Source organism: Sulfuritortus calidifontis, from assembly GCF_003967275.1.
Taxonomy (GTDB): Bacteria; Pseudomonadota; Gammaproteobacteria; order Burkholderiales; family Thiobacillaceae; genus Sulfuritortus; species Sulfuritortus calidifontis.
Window position 1 is genome coordinate 395,905 of sequence record NZ_AP018721.1, and the last position, 26,194, is coordinate 422,098.

Annotated in this window: 24 protein-coding genes and 4 tRNA genes; 21 read left to right on the forward strand and 7 right to left on the reverse strand. The window is 63.9% G+C overall.

The window, feature by feature from the left end; translation table 11 throughout:
- The first annotated feature begins 81 nt into the window (after positions 1-81).
- Genes EL388_RS02155 through ychF form a run of 3 tightly spaced genes read left to right on the forward strand, consistent with a single transcriptional unit; the run spans position 82 to position 2,411 of the window.
- Positions 82-702 carry a 50S ribosomal protein L25/general stress protein Ctc gene (locus tag EL388_RS02155; RefSeq protein ID WP_126458925.1) on the forward strand — a complete coding sequence of 207 codons (621 nt, stop codon included), beginning with the start codon at positions 82-84 and terminating at the stop codon, positions 700-702.
- A gap of 12 nt (positions 703-714) precedes the next feature.
- Positions 715-1,323 (forward strand): aminoacyl-tRNA hydrolase, encoded by a 609-nt coding sequence (gene pth, locus EL388_RS02160; protein ID WP_126458927.1) that lies wholly within the window; start codon positions 715-717, stop codon positions 1,321-1,323.
- Positions 1,320-2,411: a redox-regulated ATPase YchF gene (gene ychF, locus EL388_RS02165; protein ID WP_126458930.1), complete on the forward strand. Its 1,092-nt coding sequence runs from the start codon at positions 1,320-1,322 to the stop codon at positions 2,409-2,411. The genes pth and ychF overlap by 4 nt, the downstream gene beginning before the upstream one ends.
- A gap of 12 nt (positions 2,412-2,423) precedes the next feature.
- Here ychF and EL388_RS02170 read toward each other — a convergent pair whose 3' ends face one another.
- Genes EL388_RS02170 through EL388_RS02195 form a run of 6 tightly spaced genes read right to left on the reverse strand, consistent with a single transcriptional unit; the run spans position 2,424 to position 7,593 of the window.
- A complete protein-coding gene (locus tag EL388_RS02170; RefSeq protein ID WP_126458933.1) occupies positions 2,424-3,173 on the reverse strand; it encodes a phosphate/phosphite/phosphonate ABC transporter substrate-binding protein in 750 nt (249 codons plus the stop codon).
- Between the two features lie 47 nt (positions 3,174-3,220).
- Entirely contained in the window at positions 3,221-3,583 is a 363-nt protein-coding gene (locus EL388_RS02175) for a roadblock/LC7 domain-containing protein (protein ID WP_126458936.1), read from the reverse strand.
- A gap of 44 nt (positions 3,584-3,627) precedes the next feature.
- Positions 3,628-4,263: a roadblock/LC7 domain-containing protein gene (locus EL388_RS02180; protein ID WP_126458939.1), complete on the reverse strand. Its 636-nt coding sequence runs from the start codon at positions 4,261-4,263 to the stop codon at positions 3,628-3,630.
- 3 nt (positions 4,264-4,266) lie between these two features.
- Positions 4,267-4,809: a GTP-binding protein gene (locus EL388_RS02185; RefSeq protein ID WP_126458942.1), complete on the reverse strand. Its 543-nt coding sequence runs from the start codon at positions 4,807-4,809 to the stop codon at positions 4,267-4,269.
- 28 nt (positions 4,810-4,837) lie between these two features.
- Positions 4,838-5,986: a hypothetical protein gene (locus tag EL388_RS02190; protein ID WP_126458945.1), complete on the reverse strand. Its 1,149-nt coding sequence runs from the start codon at positions 5,984-5,986 to the stop codon at positions 4,838-4,840.
- A gap of 14 nt (positions 5,987-6,000) precedes the next feature.
- Entirely contained in the window at positions 6,001-7,593 is a 1,593-nt protein-coding gene (locus EL388_RS02195; protein ID WP_126458947.1) for a tetratricopeptide repeat protein, read from the reverse strand.
- Between the two features lie 279 nt (positions 7,594-7,872).
- Here EL388_RS02195 and EL388_RS02200 point away from each other — a divergent pair.
- From EL388_RS02200 to rplL, 11 genes are all read left to right on the forward strand, one after another.
- Positions 7,873-7,957 (forward strand) — tRNA-Tyr (locus EL388_RS02200).
- Between the two features lie 27 nt (positions 7,958-7,984).
- Positions 7,985-8,058 (forward strand) — tRNA-Gly (locus tag EL388_RS02205).
- Between the two features lie 24 nt (positions 8,059-8,082).
- Positions 8,083-8,157, forward strand: a tRNA-Thr gene (locus EL388_RS02210).
- A gap of 54 nt (positions 8,158-8,211) precedes the next feature.
- The gene (tuf, locus tag EL388_RS02215; RefSeq protein ID WP_126458950.1) at positions 8,212-9,402 is read left to right on the forward strand and encodes an elongation factor Tu; all 1,191 of its coding nucleotides are present in this window, start codon (positions 8,212-8,214) and stop codon (positions 9,400-9,402) included.
- 66 nt (positions 9,403-9,468) lie between these two features.
- Positions 9,469-9,544, forward strand: a tRNA-Trp gene (locus EL388_RS02220).
- Positions 9,545-9,591: 47 nt separating this feature from the next.
- Positions 9,592-9,939: a preprotein translocase subunit SecE gene (secE, locus tag EL388_RS02225; RefSeq protein WP_126458953.1), complete on the forward strand. Its 348-nt coding sequence runs from the start codon at positions 9,592-9,594 to the stop codon at positions 9,937-9,939.
- Positions 9,939-10,472, forward strand: a complete 534-nt coding sequence (nusG, locus tag EL388_RS02230; protein ID WP_126458956.1) for a transcription termination/antitermination protein NusG — start codon at positions 9,939-9,941, stop codon at positions 10,470-10,472. Before secE ends, nusG begins: the two co-directional genes overlap by 1 nt.
- A gap of 125 nt (positions 10,473-10,597) precedes the next feature.
- Entirely contained in the window at positions 10,598-11,029 is a 432-nt protein-coding gene (gene rplK, locus EL388_RS02235; RefSeq protein WP_126458958.1) for a 50S ribosomal protein L11, read from the forward strand.
- A gap of 1 nt (position 11,030) precedes the next feature.
- Positions 11,031-11,726: a 50S ribosomal protein L1 gene (rplA, locus tag EL388_RS02240; protein ID WP_126458961.1), complete on the forward strand. Its 696-nt coding sequence runs from the start codon at positions 11,031-11,033 to the stop codon at positions 11,724-11,726.
- Between the two features lie 272 nt (positions 11,727-11,998).
- Positions 11,999-12,496: a 50S ribosomal protein L10 gene (gene rplJ, locus EL388_RS02245; RefSeq protein WP_126458964.1), complete on the forward strand. Its 498-nt coding sequence runs from the start codon at positions 11,999-12,001 to the stop codon at positions 12,494-12,496.
- A gap of 33 nt (positions 12,497-12,529) precedes the next feature.
- On the forward strand, positions 12,530-12,910 hold the full coding sequence (gene rplL / locus EL388_RS02250; RefSeq protein WP_126458966.1) for a 50S ribosomal protein L7/L12: 381 nt from the start codon (positions 12,530-12,532) through the stop codon (positions 12,908-12,910).
- Here the strand turns inward: rplL and EL388_RS02255 are convergent.
- Entirely contained in the window at positions 12,903-13,100 is a 198-nt protein-coding gene (locus EL388_RS02255; protein ID WP_126458969.1) for a hypothetical protein, read from the reverse strand. The two genes, rplL and EL388_RS02255, sit on opposite strands and share 8 nt — an antisense overlap.
- Positions 13,101-13,139: 39 nt before the next feature.
- Between EL388_RS02255 and rpoB the strand changes: the two genes are divergently transcribed.
- From rpoB to rpsJ, 7 genes are all read left to right on the forward strand, one after another.
- Positions 13,140-17,249: a DNA-directed RNA polymerase subunit beta gene (rpoB, locus tag EL388_RS02260; RefSeq protein WP_126458972.1), complete on the forward strand. Its 4,110-nt coding sequence runs from the start codon at positions 13,140-13,142 to the stop codon at positions 17,247-17,249.
- Positions 17,250-17,316: 67 nt separating this feature from the next.
- Complete coding sequence (gene rpoC / locus EL388_RS02265) at positions 17,317-21,513, forward strand: DNA-directed RNA polymerase subunit beta' (RefSeq protein WP_126458975.1); 4,197 nt, start codon at positions 17,317-17,319, stop codon at positions 21,511-21,513.
- A gap of 125 nt (positions 21,514-21,638) precedes the next feature.
- Positions 21,639-22,016 (forward strand): 30S ribosomal protein S12, encoded by a 378-nt coding sequence (gene rpsL / locus EL388_RS02270; protein ID WP_126458978.1) that lies wholly within the window; start codon positions 21,639-21,641, stop codon positions 22,014-22,016.
- Between the two features lie 23 nt (positions 22,017-22,039).
- Positions 22,040-22,510, forward strand: coding sequence for a 30S ribosomal protein S7 (gene rpsG, locus EL388_RS02275; protein WP_126458980.1), 471 nt, complete (start codon positions 22,040-22,042; stop codon positions 22,508-22,510).
- Positions 22,511-22,527: 17 nt separating this feature from the next.
- On the forward strand, positions 22,528-24,618 hold the full coding sequence (gene fusA, locus EL388_RS02280) for an elongation factor G (RefSeq protein ID WP_126458983.1): 2,091 nt from the start codon (positions 22,528-22,530) through the stop codon (positions 24,616-24,618).
- Between the two features lie 12 nt (positions 24,619-24,630).
- Positions 24,631-25,821, forward strand: coding sequence for an elongation factor Tu (gene tuf, locus EL388_RS02285; protein WP_126458950.1), 1,191 nt, complete (start codon positions 24,631-24,633; stop codon positions 25,819-25,821).
- Between the two features lie 11 nt (positions 25,822-25,832).
- The gene (gene rpsJ / locus EL388_RS02290; protein WP_126458987.1) at positions 25,833-26,144 is read left to right on the forward strand and encodes a 30S ribosomal protein S10; all 312 of its coding nucleotides are present in this window, start codon (positions 25,833-25,835) and stop codon (positions 26,142-26,144) included.
- The last annotated feature ends 50 nt before the right edge of the window (positions 26,145-26,194 follow it).

Below are 26,194 nucleotides of genomic sequence, written 5' to 3' on the forward strand. Positions count from 1 at the left end.
CGCCCCCTCTTTCATCGTGTGAGGGGAGTATAGAAACCGCCTGGTCGCGGGCGGCTTTTTTGTTTGTTTAGGAGTTGAACCATGAAATTCGAAGTGATCGCTAGCAAGCGCGATGTACAGGGCACGGGTGCGAGCCGCCGCCTGCGTCACGCTGGCAAGGTGCCGGGCATCGTCTACGGCGCCGGCAAGGATGCCGTGGCCCTGGAGATGGACCACAACGACCTGCTGCAGCAGCTGCGCAAGGAAGCCTTCCATTCCTCCGTGCTGACCCTGAACGTGGGCGGCGAGAAGGAGCCCGTGCTGCTGCGCGACGTGCAAGTGCACCCGTTCAAGCGCCAAGTGCTGCATGTCGACTTCCAGCGCGTCGACAAGACCCACAAGATCCACATGAAGGTGCCCCTGCACTTCCTGAACGGCGAGAACGCCCCCGGCGTCAAGCTCCAGGGTGGCGTGCTGTCCCACGTGATCACCGAGGTCGAGGTGAGCTGCCTGGCCGACGAGCTGCCCGAGTACCTCGAGGTCGACCTGTCCGAGCTGGCCGCCGGTCACTCCGTGCACCTGTCGCACGTCAAGCTGCCCAAGGGCGTCGAGTGCGTCGCCCTGCAGCGCGGCGAGGATCCGACCGTCGCCACCATCCTGGGCGTGCGCGGCGAGGCGGAAGCCGAGGCTGCCGCCCCCGCTGCCCCGACCGAGGGCGCCTGAGCCTGAGCGGGTATGGAGGCCGGCATCCGGCTGATCGTCGGCCTCGGCAACCCGGGCAATGAATACGCCGACACCCGGCACAATGCCGGGTGCTGGTGGCTGGACCGGCTGGCTTCGCGCCACGCCGGTCTTTTTCGTTCTGAGGCCAAGTTTTTCGGCGAGGTCTGCCGCATCCAGGTGAGCGGCAATGACCTCTGGCTGCTGAAACCCACGACCTACATGAATGCCAGCGGCCGGGCGGTCGCCGCGCTGGCCAATTTTTACAAGATTCCGGTCGGCCAGATCCTGGTCGCCCATGATGAGCTGGACCTGCCGCCCGGCGCGCTGCGCTTGAAGCTGGGTGGTGGTCATGGCGGCCACAACGGTGTGCGCGACATCAGCACCGCGCTTGGCGCCGACTACTGGCGGCTGCGCATCGGCATCGGCCACCCGGGCGACAAGTCGCAGGTCTCCGATTTCGTGCTGCACCGGCCCGGCCGGGCCGAGGCCGAACTGATCGAGGGTGCCATCGACCGCGCGGTGCCGGTCCTGCCGGCCCTGCTCAAGGGCGAATTTGATTTGGCCATGCGCCGGCTGAATATCCGGCCAAAACCTGAAAAGAAAGTGGTGACAGAAGAATGAGTCTGAAATGCGGCATCGTCGGCCTGCCCAACGTGGGCAAGTCCACCCTGTTCAACGCCCTGACCCGCGCCGGCATCGCGGCCGAGAACTACCCCTTCTGCACCATCGAGCCCAACGTCGGCGTGGTCGAGGTGCCCGACCCGCGTCTGGCCGAACTGGCCAAGATCGTTCAGCCGCAGAAGGTGCTGCCGGCCATCGTCGAGTTCGTCGACATCGCCGGCCTGGTGGCCGGGGCCTCCAAGGGCGAGGGCCTGGGCAACCAGTTCCTGGCCAACATCCGCGAGACCGATGCCATCGTCAACGTGGTGCGCTGCTTCGAGGATGCCAACGTGGTGCACGTGGCAGGCCAGGTCGACCCGATCGCCGATATCGAGGTGATCGGCACCGAGCTGGCCCTGGCCGACCTGGCCACGGCGGAGAAGGCCCACGCCCGCGACGTGAAGAAGGCGCGCGCCGGTGACAAGGAGGCGCAGAAGCTGATCGCCGTGCTCGACAAGTTGCTGCCGCACCTGAACCAGGCCAGGCCGGCGCGCAGCCTGCAGCTATCCGCGGAAGAGGTGGAGCTGATCAAGCCCCTGTGCCTGCTGACCATCAAGCCGGCGATGTACGTGGCCAACGTGGCCGAGGACGGCTTCGAAAACAATCCGTATCTCGATCGACTGCGCGCCCATGCCGAGGCGGAAGGGGCGCCGGTGGTGGCCCTGTGCGCCGCGATCGAGGCCGAGATCGCCGATCTGGACGACGCCGACAAGGCCGAATTCCTGGCCGAAATGGGTCTGGAGGAGCCGGGCCTCAACCGCCTGATCCGGGCCGCCTACGACCTCTTGGGCCTGCAGACCTATTTCACCGCCGGGGTGAAGGAGGTGCGGGCCTGGACCATCCACAAGGGCGACACCGCGCCCAAGGCGGCGGCGGTTATCCACACCGACTTCGAAAAAGGCTTCATTCGGGCCGAGGTGATCAGTTACGCCGACTTCATCGCCTACGGTGGCGAGCAGGGTGCCAAGGAGGCGGGCAGGATGCGGCTGGAGGGCAAGGACTACGTGGTGCAGGACGGCGATGTCATGCACTTCCGTTTCAACGTCTGAGACCGGCGCCGGCTATTCGCTGTTGTACAGGGCCTGGTAATAGGCCATCAGCGTCTTCAGGGTGTCCATGGCGTCCTCGCTGATCGGTTCGAAGCCTTGCAGGCCGAGCGATTCCAGGATGTGCCGGCCCTTGGGGTCCTCTTTCATCGCCACCAACAGCGACTGAATCTCCTCCTTGCGCTCGGTCAGTTCCGGCGCGATCAAGAAGCAGTGAAAGGCGATCTGATCCCGGGTCTCGGCCAGGATGTCGAGCTGAGCGCGGGTGCTCTCGGACAGGTTGTGCCAGGTGTCGTTGAAGACGAAGGCGAGCGCGGCCTGCTCCTTGAGCACGCTGTGGATCGAACGCATGTGGGAATCGACCACCTTGAATTCGCATTCGGCCTGGGGGATCTTCAGGCCTTCGAGCAGGCTCAGGCCAAGGGTGTGGGTGATCAGCTCGCCCGAGGCGGTGGCGATGGTGAGCGGCCGCTGCTCGGGAATGCCGGCGCTTTTGCGCGCCACCAGCAGGGTTTCGTCATAGAGCCCGATCGGCTTGACGATGGGGATGAAGTCGAGCTCCTGGATATAGGTGCAGGCACTCAGCGGATTGGCGTAGCACAGCTGGTAGCCGCCCGAGAGGACCGCCGTCTGTTCCAGGATGAAGCTGTCGATCGGCTCGAAGTGGATGGGACAATCCAGCTGGCGTTGCAGATAGGTGTTGAACTGGAACCACTCCACCATGTGCTTGGCCGTGTCGTGCGGACAGACGGAGAGCTGGTACATGCGCGACGTCTCCTTTGGTGATGTGCTTGCGCTTGCGGGATCGGCGTTCAGAGGATGTCGGCGATCGCCTTGGCGGCGCGCTTGGCGTCCAGGAAGATCAGGCCCAGCTTGGCATCCTTGCGGGCGATGACGGTGAGCACCGCATCCTTGCCGGCGTGACTCATCAGGATGTAGCCGTCCTCGCCTTTGACCATGACCTGTTCCAAGTCGCCGCGGGCCAGCTCGCGCGCGGTGCGCTCGCCGAGCGAGAGCATGGCGGCGGCCATGGCGCCGACCCGGTCCTCGTCGACGTCCTGCGGCAGCAGGGCGGCCATGGTCAGGCCGTCGGCCGAGATCACGGCGGAGGCCTCGATGTCGGCCGAGCTGCCGTTCAACTCGCTGAGGATGGATTTGAGCATCTGTTCACGCATGGTTTGTCTCCTGATTGCGGGGGTGACGAATGGGTGGGATCGGATCAGGCATAACGTCGGCTCAGCGCCTGCACCAGGGTGACGAAGCCGTCGCCTTGTAGCTGCGGCGTGCCGCCGATGATGAGGACGAAGGACTGCTTGCCGACGTGCAAAGGGTAAAAACCGAGCTCGGCGTTGCCCGAGGGGTCGGCGATGGCCCAGGCGCTGCTGCCGATGTTCAGGTTGTTCTTCAGCAGGCGGGCATGGCGCTGGCTGAGCGACAGGATGTCGCCGGCCAGGGCGGCGATCTCCTCCGCCGCCTCGTGCAGAAAGCCGGCGCTGCCGAGGTAGAAGCCGTTGTCGTCGGCCAGCAGGGCGCGACCGGCCTGGGACAGGCCGCCGAGCAAAGCGGGCAGCATGGTCTCCAGGTTGTCCTGCGGCGGCGCGCTCGGGGCGCTGGCGCCCTGGACGAAATCCAGCTGTTGCAGGCGGTAGAGCAATTGCAGGGCCTGCTCGAGCGAGCGGGTGCCGGTCCAGGCCATGAGCCGGCCTTGGTTGAGGGTGCCCTTGTGCCCCTCCTTCATGATGTTGATCAGCAGCTTGCGGCTGGGGTCGGGGGTTGGGCTGGCCACGGCATAGTAGGCGCCGGCCGCGGTGATCTGGGCGTAGAGCGCCTCCTTGAGGCTTAGGCGTTCGGACATGGATCAGCCTTCCAGGCCCGGATCGATGGAGAAGAGCAGGGCCATGACCAGGTTCTTCACATCGTCGCGGCTGCGGCCGTCGATCTCGAAAATGGGCGGCCGCTGATCGACCCGGGCCAGGATCTCGGCGTAGTTCTTCACGCTGGGCGAGGGTTTGAGGTCGGTCTTGGTCACCCCGATCACGAGCGGCGCATCGCGCAGAAAATCCTTGAAGGCATTCATGAAGAACTGCATGTCCTTCATCGGATTCGGCCGGCTGTTGTCGAGCAGCAGGATCAGGCCGATGCCGCCAGTGCTGAGGATGTCCCACATGAAGTCGAAGCGTTCCTGGCCCGGCGTGCCATAAAGGTGGACCTTGGCTCCGCCGTCGAGGTTGAGCACGCCGTAGTCCAGCGCCACCGTGGTGTGGCTTTTGCGGTGCAGGGTCATGTCGGAGGCGGCGGCATCGGTCTTGATCGGCGGGACGTCGCTGATCGAGCCGATGGCCGTGGTCTTGCCCGCGCCGACCGGGCCGGTGAAGATGATTTTGTTGTCGAGCCGTTTCAAGTCTTGTCTCCTCAGTATTGTGATCGGCCTAGAGGCCGGCGACTTTCTTCAGCAAGCGCGAAAGGAAGCCGCTGCGCTCGGCGCTGCCGGCATCGGCGCCGACACGGGCGTCCGGCTGCGCCGGCGTTGTGGCAGCGGGCGCCGCGTCCGGCTGCTGGGCGGCCTTGCCCGCACCCTTGAGCAGGCTGGAATCGAGGATGCCGATGCTGTAGCTCGCCGCCAGGAAGCTGAAGACCTGTTCGGCCGGCAGACCGAGCATGCGCACGGTGAGCCGCAGGTTGGCGGGCGCGCGCGACCAGAAGGCGGCAATGCGCATGCCGTTCGGAACCGGGGCGAGCCGGGTGAGATTGGGCCAGTGCCGCAGCCGGATCGGGGCCTGGTCGGGGAAGCCGGCGATCAGGCGACCGTGGGAGGTCCAGAGGGCGACTTGCCAGGTCAGTGCGGTCAGGTTGGCGGGTTCGGCGTTGGTGGTGTCTTCGGCCGTGAGTGGCTGGCTGCTGACGGCAATGGCGTCATCCAGGCAGGCCGCCTGCAGTTGCCGTTCGTTATGCAGGGCGATGACCCGGTCGAGTTCGGGCAGCACGATCAAGGCCTTGCTGCCGGCGAGGCTGATCACGCAGGGGGTGCGGGTGCGGCGTGCCTGCAGCAAGGCGCCGAGCAGGCCCTGGCGCGGATCGAAATACTCGATGTTGTCGGGCCAGGTGGCGCCGGCCGGGGCCGGGCGAACCGCGGCGGGCTGGGGCGAGGCAGTCGGCTGGGGCGGGGTGTCCTGGGATTGCGCCGGGGGCGGTAGTTCGTTCGGCCGAGCCGTTTGGGCCGGCGGGACGATCGCTGCCTCGCCGCCGGTGAGCAGTTGGCGCAGGCGGGGGAACAGGCTTTCGACCCGGATTGGCTTGAGCAGGACCGGCGCCGGCGGGCTTGCCGGCGTTTCGACCGTGACGATCAAGGTCGGCAGGCTCGGGTGCTCGCTGCGAAAGGTCTGCCAGGCCGAATCGGCATCCGGCCGGTCGAGGTCGAAGATGGCCAGATGCGGCGGTTCGTCCGGCTGGTCCTCGAGCAGGCGGTAGTGATGCAGGGTGTGCATCTTGAAGGCCATGCGGAAGATCGCCTGTTTGCGGCTGTCCATGCCGACGGTCATGACGTTGACGGTTTTCTGGGGCGGTTGGGGATCGCTCATGGCCTCACCTTGATTTATGCAGCGAGTCGTTCTCTGCGGCTTTTCATGCGTTGGAACAGACCGGTCATCATGGCGACCACCTCTTCGGGCGGGCGCTGGGCGCGGCGCTTGATTCCGCTGGCCAGTTCGGTCAGCCGGCGAAGATCGTCCATGCGTTCATAAAGCTCAAGCAGCGGCGGGTAGAGGTGGATCGCCGCAGGGTCGGCCAGGATGGCCGACTCCAGCGCCTCGACCGCCTGGTCGATTTGGCCGAACTCGAGATAGCTGTCGACTTCCTGGAGGACGTCGCCGCCGGCTTGATCGAGCGTCGGCCGGCTGGTGCCGCTGATCTCGACCAGGGGGTTTTTGGGCATGGGCATGACGTCTGCGGCATGGAAACCGAACTGGCGGCCGATCGCCTCGATCTGGCCGCGTTCCCTGGCCTGGGCCAGGGCCTCGAACAGGGGATGGGGGCCGAGGCTGAAGCCCTGGGCCAGCAGGCGCTCTTTCAGGGACTGGCCGGCATTGCCCAGGGCCGCGTACAAATGCCAGAGGGTGCGGGCGTACTCGTCGACATTGCGGCGGCCGTGGTGGATCTTGAGCAGCTCGGTGAAATGGACCAGGGCATTGGGTTGCTTGCGCAGGGCCCGGTGCAGCGCGGCGATGGCCTCGTCGTGGTTGTGCATGGCCAGGTGCAACCTGGCCGCCTGGGCCGGGGGCAGAAAGCTGCGGACGACCAGTTTTTCGGTTTGACTGAGCGGCGCGATCGGGCCCCGCCCCTCGATCAGGCGCAGGTTGCCTGATGTTTGCTCGCCAGGGCTTGCGGCCGGCGCGCCGGGCTCGCTGTCTGCCGCGGCTGGCACGGGCGGCCTGGCCGGCGCGTCGATCGGGACCGGTGCCACCGGCTCGAGGCCGAGCAGGGCATTGATCTGGTCGACATCGAGTCCGAAGTAATTGATGGCGAGCACCCGCAGTTGCAGATTCTCCGGGTCGATTTTCAGGCCTTCGAGCAAGGCTTGGCGCTGCGTCTCGCCCGGCCCGGACAGGAGCAGCAGGCGTTCGAGGATGTCGGCGAAGTCGTCCACCCGCTCCAGCTTGAGGTAGGCGTCGCCCAGCATTTGCAGGACCTGGGCTTGCGCCTCGCCCGCGTCATCCAGGTACCAGCGCAGCAGTTCGGCGGCGCGGTCGTGATAGCCGTACATGATGAAGATCGAGGCTTCGGCCAGGGGGTCGGCCTCGGACACCGTAATCGCGTCGCTGCCGGCGGCCTCGTCGTCGAAGTCATAGGTTTCCGCGGCATGGCGGGCATTGTATTGCCGGCTGCCGTAGCCTGGGGTGCCATCCCAGGGGATGCCCGGCTCCGGCTCGGAGGCGGCTGCGGGAGCGAGGGCGTGCGGGCCATTGCTTAAGGCGGAGTCCGGGATATAAATCTCGATGCGGTCAGCCTGGGTGGTCGAACGCCGGCGATGCCGGCGCAGGCGCAGCAATAGCCAGATCAGGATGAGGGCGGCGATGACCAGGAGCGCAAAAGACACCGGCTGGCCGATGCCGGCGGCCCAGGGTAGATCGGGCAGTTCACGGCTAAGGCGCAGCAGGACGGCGTTCCAGGGGGCTTCGTACGGCATCATGAGCGGGCGAGTGGGCAAGCAGCCGGCCGGTGACCGGATTGGCGTAACCAGTGTCTCCCTCTGCTTATCTGTGCAGTTTCTAGTTGGGCCAAAAGTGGCAAAAGCATACCATCGGCCTGCGCGGTGGGGGCGGTCGGATGCGCTGCCGGTGCGAGTGATTCTGTTTATGGGGGTATAAGCGAGACCCGGCCGAGAGCTATTTTCGGCAGCGGATTGCGGATAAAACCAAAAGCCTGATTGACATCAATTGCGCAGATTAGGATAATTCCGCGCTTTCGCGGAGGGGTTCCCGAGCGGTCAAAGGGATCAGACTGTAAATCTGACGGCACTGCCTTCGAAGGTTCGAATCCTTCCCCCTCCACCAAGGTTGTTAAGCGCGAAAAGGCTGAATGCGGGTGTAGTTCAATGGTAGAACCTCAGCCTTCCAAGCTGATGACGTGGGTTCGATTCCCATCACCCGCTCCAGGGCTTGGCGCGCGAAATGAATATGCCCATGTGGCTCAGTGGTAGAGCACTCCCTTGGTAAGGGAGAGGTCGCCAGTTCGATCCTGGCCATGGGCACCACGAGTTTTTGTGATTGTTGTTTTCAGTGTTGATTTTGCTGAGAGGTATTGAGTCATGGCCAAGGAAAAATTTGAGCGGACGAAACCGCACGTAAACGTGGGTACGATTGGTCACGTGGACCATGGCAAGACCACGCTGACGGCGGCGATCACGACGATTCTGTCGAAGAAGTACGGTGGTGAGGCGAAAGGTTACGACCAGATCGACTCCGCCCCGGAAGAGAAGGCGCGGGGTATTACCATCAACACCGCCCACGTCGAGTACGAGACGGCGAACCGTCACTATGCCCACGTTGACTGCCCGGGTCACGCCGACTACGTGAAGAACATGATCACCGGCGCCGCCCAGATGGACGGCGCCATCCTGGTGGTAAGCGCGGCCGACGGCCCGATGCCGCAGACCCGCGAGCACATCCTGCTGGCCCGCCAGGTGGGTGTGCCCTACATCATCGTCTACATGAACAAGGCCGACATGGTCGACGACGCCGAGCTCCTGGAGCTGGTCGAGATGGAAGTGCGCGAGCTCTTGTCCAAGTATGACTTCCCTGGCGACGACACCCCGATCATCAAGGGTTCCGCTCTGAAGGCCCTGGAAGGCGACCAGTCCGAGATCGGCGAGCCCTCCATCTTCCGTCTGGCCGAGGCCCTGGACAGCTACATCCCGACTCCTGAGCGTGCCGTGGACGGCACCTTCCTGATGCCGGTGGAAGACGTGTTCTCCATCTCCGGTCGCGGCACCGTGGTGACCGGCCGTGTCGAGCGCGGCATCATCAAGGTCGGCGACGAAATCGAGATCGTTGGCATCAAGCCCACGATCAAGACCACCTGCACCGGGGTCGAGATGTTCCGCAAGCTGCTGGACCAGGGTCAGGCCGGTGACAACGTCGGCGTGCTGCTGCGCGGCACCAAGCGGGAAGAAGTCGAGCGTGGCCAGGTGCTGGCCAAGCCGGGCTCGATCAACCCGCACACCAAGTTCAGCGCCGAGATCTATGTGCTGTCGAAGGAAGAGGGTGGTCGTCACACCCCGTTCTTCAACGGCTATCGTCCGCAGTTCTACTTCCGTACGACCGACGTGACTGGCTCGATCGACCTGCCGGCTGGCACCGAGATGGTGATGCCTGGCGACAACGTGTCGATCACGGTGAGCCTGATCGCGCCGATCGCGATGGAGGAAGGCCTGCGCTTTGCCGTGCGCGAAGGCGGTCGTACCGTCGGCGCCGGCGTCGTGGCGAAGATTATTGAGTAAGCGCGTGATCTAAAAGGTGTTCCAAGCCAAAGCGCCCCGCGTTGGGCGCTTTGGTGTCTCTGCCGCAGGGGCATAGCTCAATTGGCAGAGCGTCGGTCTCCAAAACCGAAGGTTGGGGGTTCGATTCCCTCTGCCCCTGCCATTTTTGAGATGAACAACCAAACGGGGTTAGGCCAGAAACGAGTTTAGATGGCGGATAAGATCAAGTTGCTGATTGCCGGCCTCCTGGTGGTGGCGGGCATTGCCGGTTTCTACCTGCTGGCGGATAGCCCGACCGTGGTCCGGGTGCTGGCCGTGCTGGCGGGCATTGGCTTGGCGCTGGTCGTGGCTTGGTTCACCGAGGCCGGCCGCGCCTTTTTCGGTTTTAGCCGCGAGTCGATCGACGAGGCGCGCAAGGTCGTCTGGCCGACTCGGAAGGAAACCTTGCAGATGACCGGCGTGGTCATCCTGTTCGTGGTGGTCATGGCGCTGTTCCTGTGGCTGGTGGACGGTGTGCTGTTGTGGCTTGTCAAACTGCTAATGGGCAGAGGGAACTGATGGCGAAACAGTGGTATGTGGTGCACGCCTACTCGGGCTTCGAGAAAAGCGTGCAACGTGCGCTGAAGGAGCGGATCGAGCGTGCCGGCATGCAGGACATGTTCGGCGAGATCATGGTGCCCGTGGAAGAGGTCGTCGAGATGAAGGGCGGCCAGAAGAGCATCACCGAACGCAAGTTCTATCCCGGCTACGTCCTGGTCCAGATGGAAATGAACGATGCCACCTGGCACCTGGTCAAAAGCACGCCGAAGGTGACCGGCTTCGTCGGCGGCACCCCGAACAAGCCTTCGCCGATCAGCCAGCGCGAAGTCGACGCCATCATGCAGCAGATCCAGGAGGGCGTGGAGAAGCCGAAGCCGAAGATCACCTTCGAGGCCGGCGAGATGGTGCGTGTGATCGACGGCCCCTTCACCGACTTCAACGGCACGGTGGAAGAGGTCAACTACGAGAAGAGCAAGCTGCGCGTGTCCGTGACCATCTTCGGTCGGGCGACGCCGGTGGAATTGGAATTCGCTCAGGTCGAGAAAGCTTAAGTTCGCTTATGCGGGCTTAAGCTTTTCGGCGAGAGCCAAAAGGCCTGAGTTTAGGTGGCCCGGGCGACCGGGCCGATTGGGGAGGGACGGCCAGTCCCGTTACAACCCGTTTACTGGAGTGAAACATGGCAAAGAAGATTATCGGCTACATCAAGCTGCAAGTGCCGGCCGGCAAGGCCAATCCCTCGCCGCCGATCGGCCCCGCGCTGGGTCAGCGCGGCCTCAACATCATGGAATTCTGCAAGGCCTTCAACGCCCAAACCCAGGGTGTCGAGCCGGGCCTGCCGATCCCCGTGGTGATCACCGCCTATGCGGACAAGTCCTTCACTTTCGTGATGAAGACCCCGCCTGCCACCATTCTCCTGAAGAAGGCGGCCGGTATCGACAAGGGCAGCCCCAAGCCGCATACCGACAAGGTGGGCAAGGTGACCCGCGCCCAGCTGGAAGAGATCGCCAAGACCAAGATGCCCGATCTGACCGCCGCGGACATGGATGCCGCCGTGCGCACGATCGCCGGCAGCGCCCGCAGCATGGGCCTGAATGTGGAGGGGGTGTGAGATGGCCAAGCAATCCAAACGCGTACAGGCCCTGAAGGCCAAGGTTGACCGCAACAAGCTCTACGCCGTGGACGAGGCGCTGTCCCTGGTGAAAGAGGCGGCCACCGCCAAATTCGACGAATCGATCGACGTCGCCGTGAACCTGGGCGTCGACCCCCGTAAATCCGACCAGGTGGTCCGTGGCTCCGTGGTCATGCCCCGTGGCACCGGCAAGACCGTGCGCGTCGCCGTGTTCGCCCAGGGTGCTGCTGCCGAGGCGGCCAAGGGCGCCGGCGCTGACATCGTCGGCTTCGACGACCTGGCCGCCGAGGTCAAGGCCGGCAAGATGGACTTCGACGTGGTCATTGCCACCCCGGACGCCATGAAGGTGGTCGGCCAGCTGGGTCAGATCCTCGGTCCGCGCGGCTTGATGCCTAACCCCAAGGTCGGCACCGTGACCCCGAACGTGACCGAGGCGGTGAAGAACGCCAAGGCCGGTCAGGTCCAGTATCGCACCGACAAGGCCGGTATCGTCCACGCCACCATCGGCCGCGCCTCTTTCGGCGTCGATGCCCTGAAGGAAAACCTGGCCGCTCTGGTCGAGGCCCTGAACAAGGCCAAGCCGACCGGCGCCAAGGGCATCTACATGAAGAAGCTGGCTATTTCCTCGACCATGGGTGTCGGTGTCCGTGTGGATCAGGCGAGTCTGGTCCAGTAAGGGATTTTGAAGTAGCAAGGAATTTTGGGCTGCCCGCCGCCCGCTCGGGGCGGGCAGGTTGTCCAAGACCGTAGATGCCGAAAGGCTTAATTGGAGGATGGCTGGGGTTTCGGGGTTTTTGTCCCTGATTCCTGAGCACCGATCCCTGTCTACGCAGACGGCGTCACCCGGAACAGGTTTAACGCAAGTTGCTCCTGAATCAGGTCGCCGTATGGGTGATGTCAGCCCGATAGGGCCGGCATCGTGTGTGGCTTGAATGGAGGAAGGACCTCATGGGTCTCAATCTGGAAGACAAAAAAGCCGTCGTGGCTGAGGTGTCGGCGCAGTTGGCCAACGCCCAGACCCTCGTCCTGGCCGAGTACGCCGGCATTCAGGTGGAAGACCTGACTGCCCTGCGCGTCAAGGCCCGGCAGTCTGGCGTTTACCTGCGCGTGCTGAAAAACACCCTGGTCCGTCGCGCCGTGGCGGATACGCCGTTCGCGCCGCTGGCCGAGCAAATGACCGGCCCCCTGATCTACAGCATTTCCGCGGATCCGGTGGCGGCGGCCAAGGTGCTGAACGAGTTCGCCAAGGGCAACGACAAGCTGGTGCTCAAGGTCGGCTCCTATGCCGGCAAGGTGCTCGACAAGGCGGGTGTGCAGGCTCTGGCCTCGATCCCCAGCCGCGACGAGCTGCTCGCCAAGCTGCTCGGCGTCATGCAGGCGCCGGTATCCGGCTTTGCCGGCGCCCTGGCCGCCCTGGCCAAGCAGCGCGAAGAAGCCGCGGCTTAATCGTCACGTATATCTGATTTAGGAGTAATTGAAATGGCTGTTACCAAAGAAGACATCCTGGAAGCCGTAGGCGCCATGACCGTGATGGAACTGAACGACCTGGTCAAGGCGTTCGAAGAGAAGTTCGGCGTTTCCGCTGCCGCCCTGGCTGTGGCCGCTCCGGCCGGCGGTGCCGCCGCCGGTGGTGCTGCCGCCGAAGAGAAGACCGAGTTCGACGTGGTCCTGGCCAGCGCTGGCGCCAACAAGGTCAACGTCATCAAGGTCGTCCGTGCGGTGACCGGCCTGGGCCTGAAAGAAGCCAAGGACCTGGTCGACGGCGCGCCCAAGACCGTCAAGGAAGGCTGCCCCAAGGCCGAGGCCGAGGACATCAAGAAGCAGCTCACCGAAGCTGGCGCCACTGCCGAGATCAAGTAATTTCGGCGTGCGCCGGGCTAGAACCGGTGTTTGTGGCTGGTGGACCCGGGTCTGTGGAAAGCAGGCCCGGCCCGCCGGCCTTTTGGTTTTGAAAAATTCGTTCGTTGTCAGTGGAGGCAGAAGCCAGATGAAAGAAGTCGCAAGCCGCAAGACCTTCTCTCACCTGTCTTTTGCGCAGGAAATGGTCCATTTCCGTTCCTTGATCTCCTTCTCCTGATAAGGGGTCGCCATGAGCTACACATTCGCCGAGAAAAAACGCATCCGCAAGAACTTCGCCAAGCGCGTCAGCGTCTTGCCGGTGCCCTACCTGCTGACCACCCAGCTTGAGTCCTTCTACGAGTTCCTCCAGGAGCATACCCCTGCCGATCAGCGCAAGGATGTCGGCCTGCAGGCGGCGTTCAAGTCCATCTTCCCGATCACCAGCCACAACGGCGGTGCCCGCCTGGAATACGTCAGCTACACCCTGGGCCAGCCGGTGTTCGACATCGTCGAGTGCCAGCAGCGCGGCCTGACCTTCGCCGCCAGCCTGCGGGCCAAGGTGCGCCTGGTCATCCTCGACCGCGAGAGCACCAAGGAGAAGATCAAGGAAGTGAAGGAGCAGGAGGTCTATATGGGCGAGATTCCGCTCATGACTCCGACCGGTTCCTTCATCATCAACGGCACCGAGCGCGTCATCGTCTCCCAGCTGCACCGCTCGCCCGGCGTCTTCTTCGAACACGACCGCGGCAAGACCCACAGCTCGGGCAAGCTCTTGTTCTCGGCCCGGATCATCCCCTACCGCGGCTCCTGGCTCGATTTCGAGTTCGATCCCAAGGACTTCGTCTTCTTCCGGGTCGATCGTCGGCGCAAGATGCCGGTCACCGTCCTGCTCAAGGCCCTGGGCTACAGCGCCGAAGAGATCCTGGCCATGTTCTTCGAGTTCGAGACCTTCCATCTGACCAAGAAGGGCATCGAGTACGAGATCAAGCCTGAGCGCCTGAAGGGCGAGACCGCCCGTTTCGACATCGTCGGCAAGGATGGCAAGGTCATCGTCGCCAAGGACAAGCGGATCACTGCCAAGCACATCCGCGACATGGAGGCCGCCGGTGTCAAGAAGCTGACGGTCGACGGCGAGTTCATGCTCGGCCGGATCGTGGCGGCCAACATCGTCGACAAGGAGACCGGCGAGGTCATCGCCCGCGCCAACGACGAGATCACCGAGGCCCTGCTGGATAAGCTGCAGGCCGCCGGCATCGCCAAGTTCGAGACCCTGTATACCAACGAGCTGGATCACGGCGCTTACATTTCGCAGACCCTGCGCAGCGACGAGACGGTGGACCAGTGGACCGCGCGCGTCGCCATCTACCGCATGATGCGTCCGGGCGAGCCGCCGACCGAGGATGCGGTCGAGGCCCTGTTCCAGCGCCTGTTCTTCAGTGAAGAGTCGTACGACCTGTCCAAGGTCGGCCGCATGAAGTTCAACCGCCGCATCGGCGTCGATGAGCTGACCGGTGCCGGTACCCTGACCCGCGAGGATATCGTCGCGGTGATCAAGATCCTGGTCGAACTGCGCAATGGCCGCGGCGAGGTCGACGACATCGACCACCTGGGCAACCGTCGGGTGCGCTCGGTCGGCGAACTGGCCGAGAACCAGTTCCGCGCCGGCCTGGTCCGCGTCGAGCGCGCGGTCAAGGAGCGCCTGAACCAGGCCGAGAGCGAGAACCTGATGCCGCACGACCTGATCAACGCCAAGCCGATCTCGGCCGCGATCAAGGAGTTCTTCGGCTCCTCCCAACTGTCGCAGTTCATGGACCAGACCAACCCGCTGTCCGAGATCACGCACAAGCGGCGGATTTCCGCCCTCGGTCCGGGCGGCCTGACCCGCGAGCGCGCCGGCTTCGAGGTGCGCGACGTGCATCCGACCCACTACGGCCGGGTCTGCCCGATCGAGACCCCGGAAGGTCCGAACATCGGTCTGATCAACTCCCTGGCCCTGTACGCCCGGACCAACGAGTACGGCTTCATCGAGACCCCGTATCGCAAGGTGGTGGACGGCAAGGTGACCGACCAGATCGATTACCTGTCGGCGATCGAGGAAGGCCAGTACGTCATCGCCCAGGCCAACTCGGCGCTCGACGCCAAGGGCCGCTTCACCGACGATCTGATCTCGGCCCGTCACCACAACGAATTCGCCCTGTCGACCGCGGACAAGATCCAGTACATGGACATCGCCCCATCGCAGATCGTCTCGGTGGCCGCCTCGCTGATCCCCTTCCTCGAGCATGACGACGCCAACCGCGCCCTGATGGGTTCGAACATGCAGCGTCAGGCCGTGCCCTGCCTGCGTCCGGACAAGCCGCTGGTCGGCACCGGCATCGAGCGCACCGCCGCGGTCGACTCCGGCACCGTGGTCACCGCCCGCCGCGGCGGCGTGGTCGACTATGTCGACGCCAGCCGGATCGTGGTCCGCGTCAACGACGACGAGACTGCCCCGGGCGAGGTCGGTGTCGACATCTACACCCTGACCAAGTACCAGCGTTCCAACCAGAACACCAATATCAACCAGCGGCCGCTGGTGAAGGTGGGCGACAAGCTGGCCCGAGGCGACGTGGTCGCCGACGGCGCCTCGACCGACAAGGGCGAACTGGCGCTGGGCCAGAACATGCTGGTCGCCTTCATGCCCTGGAACGGTTACAACTTCGAGGACTCGATCCTGATCTCCGAGCGCGTCGTGGCCGAGGACCGCTACACCTCGATCCACATCGAGGAGCTGTCGGTCGTCGCCCGTGACACCAAGCTGGGCCCGGAAGAGATCACCAAGGATATCTCCAACTTGGCGCCGCAGCAGTTGGGCCGCCTGGACGAGGCCGGCATCGTGCACATCGGTGCCGAGGTCGAGGCCGGCGACGTGCTGGTCGGCAAGGTCACCCCGAAGGGCGAGACCCAGCTGACCCCGGAAGAGAAGCTCCTGCGCGCCATCTTCGGCGAGAAGGCCTCCGACGTGAAGGACACCAGCCTGCGCGTGCCGACCGGCATGAGCGGCACCGTGATCGACGTCCAGGTCTTCACCCGGGAAGGCATCGAGCGCGATTCCCGCGCCAACCAGATCATCGACGACCATCTGCGCAAGTACCAGAAGGACCTGGCCGACCAGATGCGCATCGTCGAGCACGACGCCTTCGCCCGCCTGCGCAAGCTGATCCTGAACAAGGAGGCCAAGGGCGGCCCGAAGAAGCTGGCCAAGGGCGCCAAGGTCACCAATGACTACCTGGACAGCCTGAACCCGCACGACTGGTTCGACATCCGCTTGTCCAACGAGGATGTTGCCCGCCAGATGGAAGGCGTCAAGGAGTCGCTGGCCAAGGTGCGCGAAGAGTTCGACCGCATGCTGGAGATCAAGAAGAAGAAATTGACCTCCGGCGATGAGCTGTCGCCCGGCGTGATCAAGATGGTCAAGGTCTACCTGGCGGTCAAGCGCCGCCTGCAGCCCGGCGATAAGATGGCCGGCCGCCACGGTAACAAGGGCGTGGTGTCGAAGATCGTTCCGGTCGAGGACATGCCGTTCATGGCCGACGGCACCCCGGTCGACATCGTGTTGAACCCCTTGGGCGTGCCGTCGCGGATGAACGTCGGCCAGATTCTGGAAACCCATCTGGGCTGGGCCTCGCGCGGCCTAGGCCTGCGCATTGGCGAGATGCTGCAGCAGCAGGCCAAGATCGCCGATCTACGCAAGCTGCTGGACAAGATCTACAACACTTCCGGCAAGAAAGAGGACATCGCCAGCCTGACCGACGACGAGGTCAAGGAGCTGGCCGAGAACCTGAGCCGTGGCGTGCCCTTCGCCTCGCCGGTGTTCGACGGCGCGCACGAGAGCGAGATCAAGGCTATGCTCGACCTGGCCTATCCGGACGATGCGGAGCACACCAGGAAGGTGGGCTTCACTCCGGCCAAGACCCAGGTCCGCCTGTACGACGGCCGCTCCGGCGAGATGTTCGACCGCCCGGTGACCGTGGGCATCATGCACATGCTCAAGCTGCACCACCTGGTCGACGACAAGATGCATGCCCGCTCGACCGGCCCATACTCCCTGGTCACCCAGCAGCCGCTGGGCGGCAAGGCCCAGTTCGGCGGCCAGCGCTTCGGCGAGATGGAAGTCTGGGCGCTGGAAGCCTACGGCGCCTCCTACACGCTGCAGGAGATGCTGACGGTCAAGTCGGACGACGTCTCGGGCCGGACCAAGGTCTACGAGAACATCGTCAAGGGCGAGCACAAGATCGATGCCGGCATGCCGGAATCCTTCAACGTGCTGGTGAAGGAAATCCGCTCCCTGGCGATCGACATCGATCTCGAGCGTTATTGATTTGGCAAGAAGAGCGCCGCAAGGCACGTTTCTGCACACGATTTAACCCTAACGGGGGTATTGCACGATGAAAGCACTGCTTGATCTGTTCAAACAGGTGACCCAGGACGAGGAGTTCGACGCCATCAAGATCGGCCTGGCGTCGCCGGAGAAGATCCGCTCCTGGTCCTACGGCGAGGTCAAGAAGCCGGAGACCATCAACTACCGCACCTTCAAGCCGGAGCGGGATGGCCTGTTCTGCGCCAAGATCTTCGGCCCGATCAAGGACTACGAGTGCCTGTGCGGCAAGTACAAGCGCCTGAAGCACCGCGGCGTGATTTGCGAGAAGTGCGGCGTCGAGGTGACCCAGAGCAAGGTGCGCCGCGAGCGCATGGGCCACATCGAGCTGGCCAGCCCGGTCGCCCACATCTGGTTCCTGAAGTCGCTGCCCAGCCGCCTGGGCATGGTGCTGGACATGACCCTGCGCGACATCGAGCGCGTGCTCTACTTCGAGGGCTTCGTGGTGACCGAGCCGGGCATGACCCCGCTCGAGCGTGGCCAGCTGCTGACCGAGGACGACTATCTGGCCAAGCTGGAAGAGTACGGCGACGAGTTCAAGGCCAACATGGGCGCCGAGGGTATCCGTGACCTGCTGCGCAACCTCGACCTCGACAGCGAGATCGAGAAGCTGCGTGCCGAGCTGGACAAGACCAGCTCCGACACCAAGATCAAGAAGATCGCCAAGCGCCTGAAGGTGCTCGAGGCCTTCCAGAAGTCCGGCATCCACCCCGACTGGATGATTCTGGAGGTGCTGCCGGTGCTGCCGCCCGAGCTGCGTCCCCTGGTGCCGCTGGACGGCGGCCGTTTCGCCACCTCCGACCTGAACGATCTGTACCGTCGGGTCATCAACCGCAACAACCGGCTCAAGCGTTTGTTGGAGCTGAAGGCGCCGGAGATCATCGTGCGCAACGAGAAGCGCATGCTGCAGGAGGCGGTCGACTCCCTGCTCGACAACGGCCGGCGCGGCAAGGCCATGACCGGCGCCAACAAGCGCCCGCTCAAGTCGCTGGCCGACATGATCAAGGGCAAGGGCGGCCGCTTCCGGCAGAACCTGCTGGGCAAGCGCGTCGACTACTCCGGCCGTTCGGTCATTGTGGTCGGCCCGACCCTGAAGTTGCACCAGTGTGGCCTGCCCAAGCTGATGGCGCTGGAGCTGTTCAAGCCCTTCATCTTCCATCGCCTGGAGGTGATGGGCCTGGCCACCACGATCAAGGCCGCCAAGCGCATGGTCGAGGCCCAGGAGCCGGTGGTCTGGGACATCCTGGAAGAGGTCATCCGCGAGCATCCGGTCATGCTGAACCGGGCGCCGACCCTGCACCGCCTCGGCATCCAGGCCTTCGAGCCGGTGCTGATCGAGGGCAAGGCGATCCAGCTGCATCCCCTGGTGTGTACCGCCTTCAACGCCGACTTCGACGGCGACCAGATGGCAGTGCACGTGCCGCTCTCGCTCGAGGCCCAGCTGGAAGCGCGCACCCTGATGCTGGCTTCCAACAACGTGCTGTCGCCCGCCAACGGCGAGCCGATCATCGTGCCCTCGCAGGACATCGTGCTCGGCCTGTACTACATGACGCGCGAGCGGATCAACGCCAAGGGCGAGGGCATGCTGTTCGCCGATGTCGGTGAGTTGCGCCGCGCCTGGCAGTCCGGCCTGGTCGACCTCAACGCCAAGGTCGTGGTCCGCATCCGCGAGCGGCTGCATGACGAAAATGGCCAGTTGGTCGAGAAGGTCAGCCGCTACGAAACCGTGGCCGGCCGTGCCATGTTGTCCGAGATCCTGCCGCCCGGTCTGTCCTACGCCCACGTGAACAAGGTGCTGAAGAAGAAGGAGATCTCGCGCCTGATCAACTCCAGCTTCCGCAAGTGCGGCCTGAAAGAGACCGTGATCTTCGCCGACAAGCTGATGTACACCGGCTTCTCCATGGCTGCCCGCGGCGGCATCTCCATCTGCATGCAGGACATGCTCATGCCGCCGCAGAAGCACGACATCCTGTCCGCGGCCGAGGCCGAGGTGAAGGAGATCGAGGAGCAGTACATCTCCGGCTTGGTCACCCAGGGCGAGCGCTACAACAAGGTGGTCGACATCTGGGGCCAGGCCGGCGACAAGGTGGCCAAGGCCATGATGGAGCAGCTGTCGCACGAAGAGGTGGTCAACGCCAAGGGCGAGAAGGTCAAGCAGGAGTCGTTCAACTCCATCTACATGATGGCCGACTCCGGCGCTCGCGGCTCTGCCGCGCAGATCCGCCAGCTCGCCGGCATGCGCGGCCTGATGGCCAAGCCGGACGGCTCCATCATCGAGACCCCGATTACCGCGAACTTCCGCGAGGGTCTGAACGTTCTGCAGTACTTCATCTCGACCCACGGCGCCCGTAAGGGTCTGGCCGATACCGCGCTGAAGACTGCGAACTCCGGCTACCTGACCCGGCGTCTGGTCGACGTGACCCAGGATCTGGTGATCACCGAGGACGATTGCGGTACCGGCAACGGCATGCTCATGAAGGCCCTGGTCGAGGGCGGCGATGTGATCGAGCCTCTGCGCGAGCGGATTCTCGGCCGTGTGGCGGCAAGCGATGTGGTGAGCCCGGATACCGGCGAGACCGTGATCGACGCCGGCACCCTGCTCGACGAGGCCATGGTCGACCTGATCGAGCAACAGGGCATCGACGAGGTCAAGGTCCGCACCCCGCTGACCTGCGAAACCCGTTGGGGCCTGTGTGCCAAGTGTTATGGCCGCGATCTCGGCCGCGGGCACCTGGTCAACTCGGGCGAGGCGGTCGGCGTCATCGCCGCCCAGTCGATCGGCGAGCCGGGTACCCAGCTGACCATGCGGACCTTCCACATCGGTGGTGCCGCTTCGCGTGCCGCCTCGGCCAGCCAGGTCGAATGTAAATCCGCCGGTACCGCGCGCTTTGCGCCGACCATGCGCTATGTGACCAACGTCCGTGGCGAGCAGGTGGTCATTTCCCGTAACGGCGAGGTGCTGATCGTCGACGACAACGGGCGCGAGCGCGAACGGCACAAGGTGCCTTACGGTGCCACCCTCGGCGTCAAGGATGGCGCTGCGCTCAAGGCCGGCACCGCCCTGGCCACCTGGGACCCGCATACCCGCCCGATCATCACCGAGTACGCGGGCCGGGTGAAGTTCGAAAACGTGGAAGAAGGCGTCACCGTCGCCAAGCAGATCGACGAGGTGACCGGCCTGTCCACCCTGATCGTCATCGACGCCAAGCGCCGCGGCAGCGCAGCCAGCAAGGGCTTGCGCCCGCAGGTCAAGCTGATCGGTGCCGACGGCAAGGAAGTCAAGGTGGCCGGCACCGACATCACCGTCAACATCGGCTTCCAGGTCGGCTCCCTGATCACCGTGAAGGACGGCCAAGAGGTCAATGTCGGCGACGTGCTGGCGCGGATCCCGCAGGAGACCTCGAAGACCCGCGACATTACCGGTGGTCTGCCGCGTGTGGCCGAGTTGTTCGAGGCCCGCAGCCCGAAGGATGCCGGCATGCTGGCCGAGATCACCGGCACGGTGAGCTTCGGCAAGGACACCAAGGGCAAGCAACGCCTGGTGCTGACCGACATGGATGGCATCGCCCACGAATACCTGATCCCGAAGGACAAGCACGTCACCGTGCACGACGGCCAGGTGGTGCAGAAGGGCGAGACCATCGTCGACGGTCCGGCCGACCCGCACGACATCCTGCGTTTGCAGGGGGTCGAGGCGCTGGCCCGCTACATCATCAACGAGGTGCAGGACGTCTACCGCCTGCAGGGCGTGAAGATCAACGACAAGCATATCGAGGTCGTGGTCCGGCAGATGCTGCGCCGGGTCACCGTGGCCGATGCTGGCGATTCCCGCTTCATCCCGGGTGAGCAGGTCGAGCGTTCCGATCTGCTGGAGGAGAACGATCGTCTGATCGCCGAGGGCAAGCAGCCGGCGACCTATGACGACGTGCTGCTCGGTATCACCAAGGCCTCGCTGTCGACCGACTCCTTCATCTCGGCGGCCTCCTTCCAGGAGACCACCCGTGTGCTGACCGAGGCGGCGATCATGGCCAAGAAGGACGATCTGCGTGGCCTCAAGGAAAACGTCATTGTCGGCCGCCTGATCCCGGCCGGTACTGGCTTGGCCCACCACCGCAACCGCCAGCAGCGGGCGGCGATGGAGGCCATGGAAATGGAGACCGGAGTCGAGGAAGTGACGGTGGAGAGTGCGGGCGGCGAGGAGGCTTGACAGCCCTTGGCCGAGACCATACAATCCGCGGTCTTTTTCTTGCTGCGGCCTGCGAGGCGACTCGCGGGCCGTTTGTACAGGCAAAACGGATTTTAGTGAGCTGATTTTTCGAGAAGGCGCAACCCATGCCAACCATTAACCAGCTTGTGCGCAAGGCGCGCAAGGCCCCGATTGACAAGAGCAAGGTACCGGCCATGGAGGCCTGCCCGCAGAAACGCGGCGTCTGCACCCGTGTCTATACCACCACCCCGAAGAAGCCGAACTCGGCGCTGCGTAAAGTGGCCAAGGTTCGTCTGTCCAACGGTTTCGAGGTGATCGGCTACATCGGCGGCGAGGGTCACAACCTGCAGGAGCACTCGGTGGTGCTGGTGCGGGGCGGCCGGGTCAAGGACCTACCGGGTGTGCGTTACCACATCGTCCGTGGCAGCCTGGATACCCAGGGCGTCAAGGACCGGAAGCAGTCTCGCTCGAAGTACGGCGCCAAGCGCCCGAAAGCGGCCTAATGCTGGATTGAGGATAGAGAGCTATGCCACGTCGTCGTGAAGTACCCAAGCGCGAGATCCTGCCGGATCCGAAATTCGGCAACCAAGAGGTTGCCAAGTTCATGAACGTGATCATGAGCAGCGGCAAGAAGTCGGTCGCCGAGCGCATCGTCTATGGCGCCTTCGACCAGATCAGCAAGAAGAGCGGGAAGGACCCCCTGGAGGTCTTCTCCCAGGCCCTGGGCAACATCAAACCCGTGGTCGAGGTGAAGAGCCGTCGCGTCGGCGGCGCCAACTACCAGGTCCCGGTCGAGGTGCGCCCGGCCCGCCGTCTGGCCCTGGCGATGCGCTGGCTGAAAGAGGCCGCTCGCAAGCGTGGCGAAAAGTCCATGGGCGCCCGTCTGGCTGGCGAACTGATCGACGCGGCCGAGGGCCGCGGCGGCGCCATGAAGAAGCGCGAGGAAGTGCACCGTATGGCCGAGGCGAACAAGGCCTTCAGCCATTTCCGTTTCTAATAACAAGGTGAAGTAAAGTGGCCCGTACCACCCCCATCGAACGCTATCGCAACATCGGCATTTCGGCGCACATCGACGCCGGCAAGACCACCACGACCGAACGCGTCCTGTTCTATACCGGCAAGTCGCACAAGATCGGCGAGGTGCATGACGGCGCCGCCACCATGGACTGGATGGAGCAGGAGCAGGAGCGTGGCATTACCATCACCTCCGCTGCGACTACCGCCTTTTGGCGCGGCATGGATGGCAAGTATCCCGAGCATCGCATCAACATCATCGACACCCCGGGCCACGTCGATTTCACCATCGAGGTGGAGCGTTCCATGCGCGTGCTCGACGGTGCTTGCATGGTCTACTGCGCGGTGGGTGGCGTTCAGCCCCAGTCCGAGACTGTCTGGCGTCAGGCCAACAAGTACGGTGTGCCCCGCCTGGCCTTCGTCAACAAAATGGACCGTTCCGGCGCCAATTTCTTCAAGGTCTACGATCAGATGCGCGCCCGGCTGAAGGCCAACCCGGTTCTGTTGCAGGTGCCGATCGGCGCCGAGGACAATTTTGCCGGCGTGGTTGACCTGGTCAAGATGAAGGCGATCTACTGGGACGAGGCGTCTCAGGGCATGAAATTCGAGTACCGCGAGATCCCGGCCGAGTTGGTTGACACCTGCAAGGAGTGGCGCGAGAAGATGGTCGAGGTGGCTGCTGAGGCCAGTGAAGACCTGATGAACAGATACCTTGAGGAAGGCGATCTGCCGGAAGAGGAAATCAAGAAGGCCCTGCGTCAGCGCACCATCGCCGGTGAGATCGTGCCGATGCTGTGCGGTTCCGCCTTCAAGAACAAGGGTGTCCAGGCCATGCTGGACGCCGTGGTCGACTACCTGCCGTCGCCGGTCGATATTCCGCCGGTCAAGGGCGAGAAAGAAAACGGCGAGCCGGACGAGCGCAAGGCTGACGATGCCGAGCCGTTCTCCGCATTGGCGTTCAAGATCATGACCGACCCCTATGTCGGTCAGCTCACCTTCTTCCGGGTCTATTCCGGCGTGGTGAACTCGGGCGACACCATCTACAACTCGGTCAAGGGCAAGAAAGAGCGTCTGGGGCGTATCCTGCAGATGCACGCCAACAACCGGGAAGAGATCAAGGAAGTGCGCGCGGGCGACATCGCCGCCGCTGTGGGCCTGAAAGAGGCCATCACCGGCGATACCTTGAGCTCGCTGGACAAGCCAATCATTCTTGAGCGCATGGAATTCCCCGAGCCGGTGATTCACGTCGCCGTCGAGCCGAAGACCAAGGCCGACCAGGAGAAGATGGGCCTGGCCCTGAACCGTCTGGCCCAGGAAGACCCGTCCTTCCGTGTTCGCACCGACGAGGAATCCGGTCAGACCATCATCTCCGGCATGGGCGAGCTGCACTTGGAGATCATCGTCGACCGCATGAAGCGCGAGTTCGGCGTTGAAGCCAACGTCGGCGCCCCGCAGGTGGCCTACCGCGAAGCCATTCGCAAGTCGGTCGAGGTCGAGGGCAAGTTCGTCAAGCAGTCCGGTGGCAAGGGGCAGTACGGCCACGTCTGGATCAAGATGGAGCCGAACGAGGCCGGCAAGGGCTACGAGTTCGTCGATGCCATCAAGGGCGGCTCGGTGCCGCGCGAATACATCCCCGCGGTCGACAAGGGCCTGAGGGATTCCCTGCCGAATGGCGTGCTGGCCGGGTTCCCGGTGGAAGACGTCAAGATCACCCTGTTCGACGGCTCCTACCACGAGGTGGACTCCTCCGAACAGGCCTTCAAGATGGCCGCCAGCATGGCCTTCAAAGAAGGCATGCGCAAGGCCAACCCGGTCCTGCTTGAGCCGATGATGGCGGTCGAGGTCGAGACCCCTGAGGACTACATGGGTGACGTCATGGGCGATCTGTCCTCCCGTCGCGGCATGATCCAGGGCATGGAGGACCTGCCCGGCGGCAAGGCGATCAAGGCCGAGGTGCCGCTGTCCGAGATGTTCGGCTATTCGACCCAGCTGCGTTCGCTGACCCAGGGCCGTGCGACCTACACCATGGAATTTAAACACTACTCCGAGGCGCCCAAGAACGTCGCGGATGCCATCATCAACAAGAAGTGAGGTTATTGAGTCATGGCCAAGGAAAAATTTGAGCGGACGAAACCGCACGTAAACGTGGGTACGATTGGTCACGTGGACCATGGCAAGACCACGCTGACGGCGGCGATCACGACGATTCTGTCGAAGAAGTACGGTGGTGAGGCGAAAGGTTACGACCAGATCGACTCCGCCCCGGAAGAGAAGGCGCGGGGTATTACCATCAACACCGCCCACGTCGAGTACGAGACGGCGAACCGTCACTATGCCCACGTTGACTGCCCGGGTCACGCCGACTACGTGAAGAACATGATCACCGGCGCCGCCCAGATGGACGGCGCCATCCTGGTGGTAAGCGCGGCCGACGGCCCGATGCCGCAGACCCGCGAGCACATCCTGCTGGCCCGCCAGGTGGGTGTGCCCTACATCATCGTCTACATGAACAAGGCCGACATGGTCGACGACGCCGAGCTCCTGGAGCTGGTCGAGATGGAAGTGCGCGAGCTCTTGTCCAAGTATGACTTCCCTGGCGACGACACCCCGATCATCAAGGGTTCCGCTCTGAAGGCCCTGGAAGGCGACCAGTCCGAGATCGGCGAGCCCTCCATCTTCCGTCTGGCCGAGGCCCTGGACAGCTACATCCCGACTCCTGAGCGTGCCGTGGACGGCACCTTCCTGATGCCGGTGGAAGACGTGTTCTCCATCTCCGGTCGCGGCACCGTGGTGACCGGCCGTGTCGAGCGCGGCATCATCAAGGTCGGCGACGAAATCGAGATCGTTGGCATCAAGCCCACGATCAAGACCACCTGCACCGGGGTCGAGATGTTCCGCAAGCTGCTGGACCAGGGTCAGGCCGGTGACAACGTCGGCGTGCTGCTGCGCGGCACCAAGCGGGAAGAAGTCGAGCGTGGCCAGGTGCTGGCCAAGCCGGGCTCGATCAACCCGCACACCAAGTTCAGCGCCGAGATCTATGTGCTGTCGAAGGAAGAGGGTGGTCGTCACACCCCGTTCTTCAACGGCTACCGTCCGCAGTTCTACTTCCGTACGACCGACGTGACTGGCTCGATCGACCTGCCGGCTGGCACCGAGATGGTGATGCCTGGCGACAACGTGTCGATCACGGTGAGCCTGATCGCGCCGATCGCGATGGAGGAAGGCCTGCGCTTTGCCGTGCGCGAAGGCGGTCGTACCGTCGGCGCCGGCGTCGTGGCGAAGATTATTGAGTAAGAAGGCAAATCATGCAGAGCCAGAAAATCCGCATCCGCCTGAAGGCGTATGACTACAAGCTGATCGATCAGTCGGCCATGGAAATCGTGGACACCGCCAAGCGGACCGGCGCCGTAGTCAAGGGCCCCGTGCCCTTGCCCACCTCGATCGAGCGCTTCAACCTGCTGCGTTCGCCGCACGTCAACAAGACCTCGCGCGACCAGCTGGAAATGCGCACCCACAAGCGCCTGATGGACATCATCGACCCCACGGACAAGACCGTGGATGCCCTGATGAAGCTGGATCTGCCTGCGGGTGTGGACGTAGAGATCAAACTGCAGTAACATTGCCCGCTTTTCCGCCGGCCGGAACCCGTTTCCCGGCCGGCGGTCTT

Bases quoted from the DNA above. Each gene is read 5' to 3' on its own strand.
- EL388_RS02155 (WP_126458925.1), top strand. From the start codon at position 82: ATGAAATTCGAAGTGATCGCTAGCAAGCGCGATGTACAGGGCACGGGT.
- pth (WP_126458927.1), top strand. From the start codon at position 715: ATGGAGGCCGGCATCCGGCTGATCGTCGGCCTCGGCAACCCGGGCAAT.
- ychF (WP_126458930.1), top strand. From the start codon at position 1,320: ATGAGTCTGAAATGCGGCATCGTCGGCCTGCCCAACGTGGGCAAGTCC.
- EL388_RS02170 (WP_126458933.1), bottom strand. From the start codon at position 3,173: ATGTACCAGCTCTCCGTCTGTCCGCACGACACGGCCAAGCACATGGTG.
- EL388_RS02175 (WP_126458936.1), bottom strand. From the start codon at position 3,583: ATGCGTGAACAGATGCTCAAATCCATCCTCAGCGAGTTGAACGGCAGC.
- EL388_RS02180 (WP_126458939.1), bottom strand. From the start codon at position 4,263: ATGTCCGAACGCCTAAGCCTCAAGGAGGCGCTCTACGCCCAGATCACC.
- EL388_RS02190 (WP_126458945.1), bottom strand. From the start codon at position 5,986: ATGAGCGATCCCCAACCGCCCCAGAAAACCGTCAACGTCATGACCGTC.
- EL388_RS02195 (WP_126458947.1), bottom strand. From the start codon at position 7,593: ATGATGCCGTACGAAGCCCCCTGGAACGCCGTCCTGCTGCGCCTTAGC.
- tuf (WP_126458950.1), top strand. From the start codon at position 8,212: ATGGCCAAGGAAAAATTTGAGCGGACGAAACCGCACGTAAACGTGGGT.
- secE (WP_126458953.1), top strand. From the start codon at position 9,592: ATGGCGGATAAGATCAAGTTGCTGATTGCCGGCCTCCTGGTGGTGGCG.
- nusG (WP_126458956.1), top strand. From the start codon at position 9,939: ATGGCGAAACAGTGGTATGTGGTGCACGCCTACTCGGGCTTCGAGAAA.
- rplK (WP_126458958.1), top strand. From the start codon at position 10,598: ATGGCAAAGAAGATTATCGGCTACATCAAGCTGCAAGTGCCGGCCGGC.
- rplA (WP_126458961.1), top strand. From the start codon at position 11,031: ATGGCCAAGCAATCCAAACGCGTACAGGCCCTGAAGGCCAAGGTTGAC.
- rplJ (WP_126458964.1), top strand. From the start codon at position 11,999: ATGGGTCTCAATCTGGAAGACAAAAAAGCCGTCGTGGCTGAGGTGTCG.
- rplL (WP_126458966.1), top strand. From the start codon at position 12,530: ATGGCTGTTACCAAAGAAGACATCCTGGAAGCCGTAGGCGCCATGACC.
- EL388_RS02255 (WP_126458969.1), bottom strand. From the start codon at position 13,100: ATGGACCATTTCCTGCGCAAAAGACAGGTGAGAGAAGGTCTTGCGGCT.
- rpoB (WP_126458972.1), top strand. From the start codon at position 13,140: ATGAGCTACACATTCGCCGAGAAAAAACGCATCCGCAAGAACTTCGCC.
- rpoC (WP_126458975.1), top strand. From the start codon at position 17,317: ATGAAAGCACTGCTTGATCTGTTCAAACAGGTGACCCAGGACGAGGAG.
- rpsL (WP_126458978.1), top strand. From the start codon at position 21,639: ATGCCAACCATTAACCAGCTTGTGCGCAAGGCGCGCAAGGCCCCGATT.
- rpsG (WP_126458980.1), top strand. From the start codon at position 22,040: ATGCCACGTCGTCGTGAAGTACCCAAGCGCGAGATCCTGCCGGATCCG.
- tuf (WP_126458950.1), top strand. From the start codon at position 24,631: ATGGCCAAGGAAAAATTTGAGCGGACGAAACCGCACGTAAACGTGGGT.
- rpsJ (WP_126458987.1), top strand. From the start codon at position 25,833: ATGCAGAGCCAGAAAATCCGCATCCGCCTGAAGGCGTATGACTACAAG.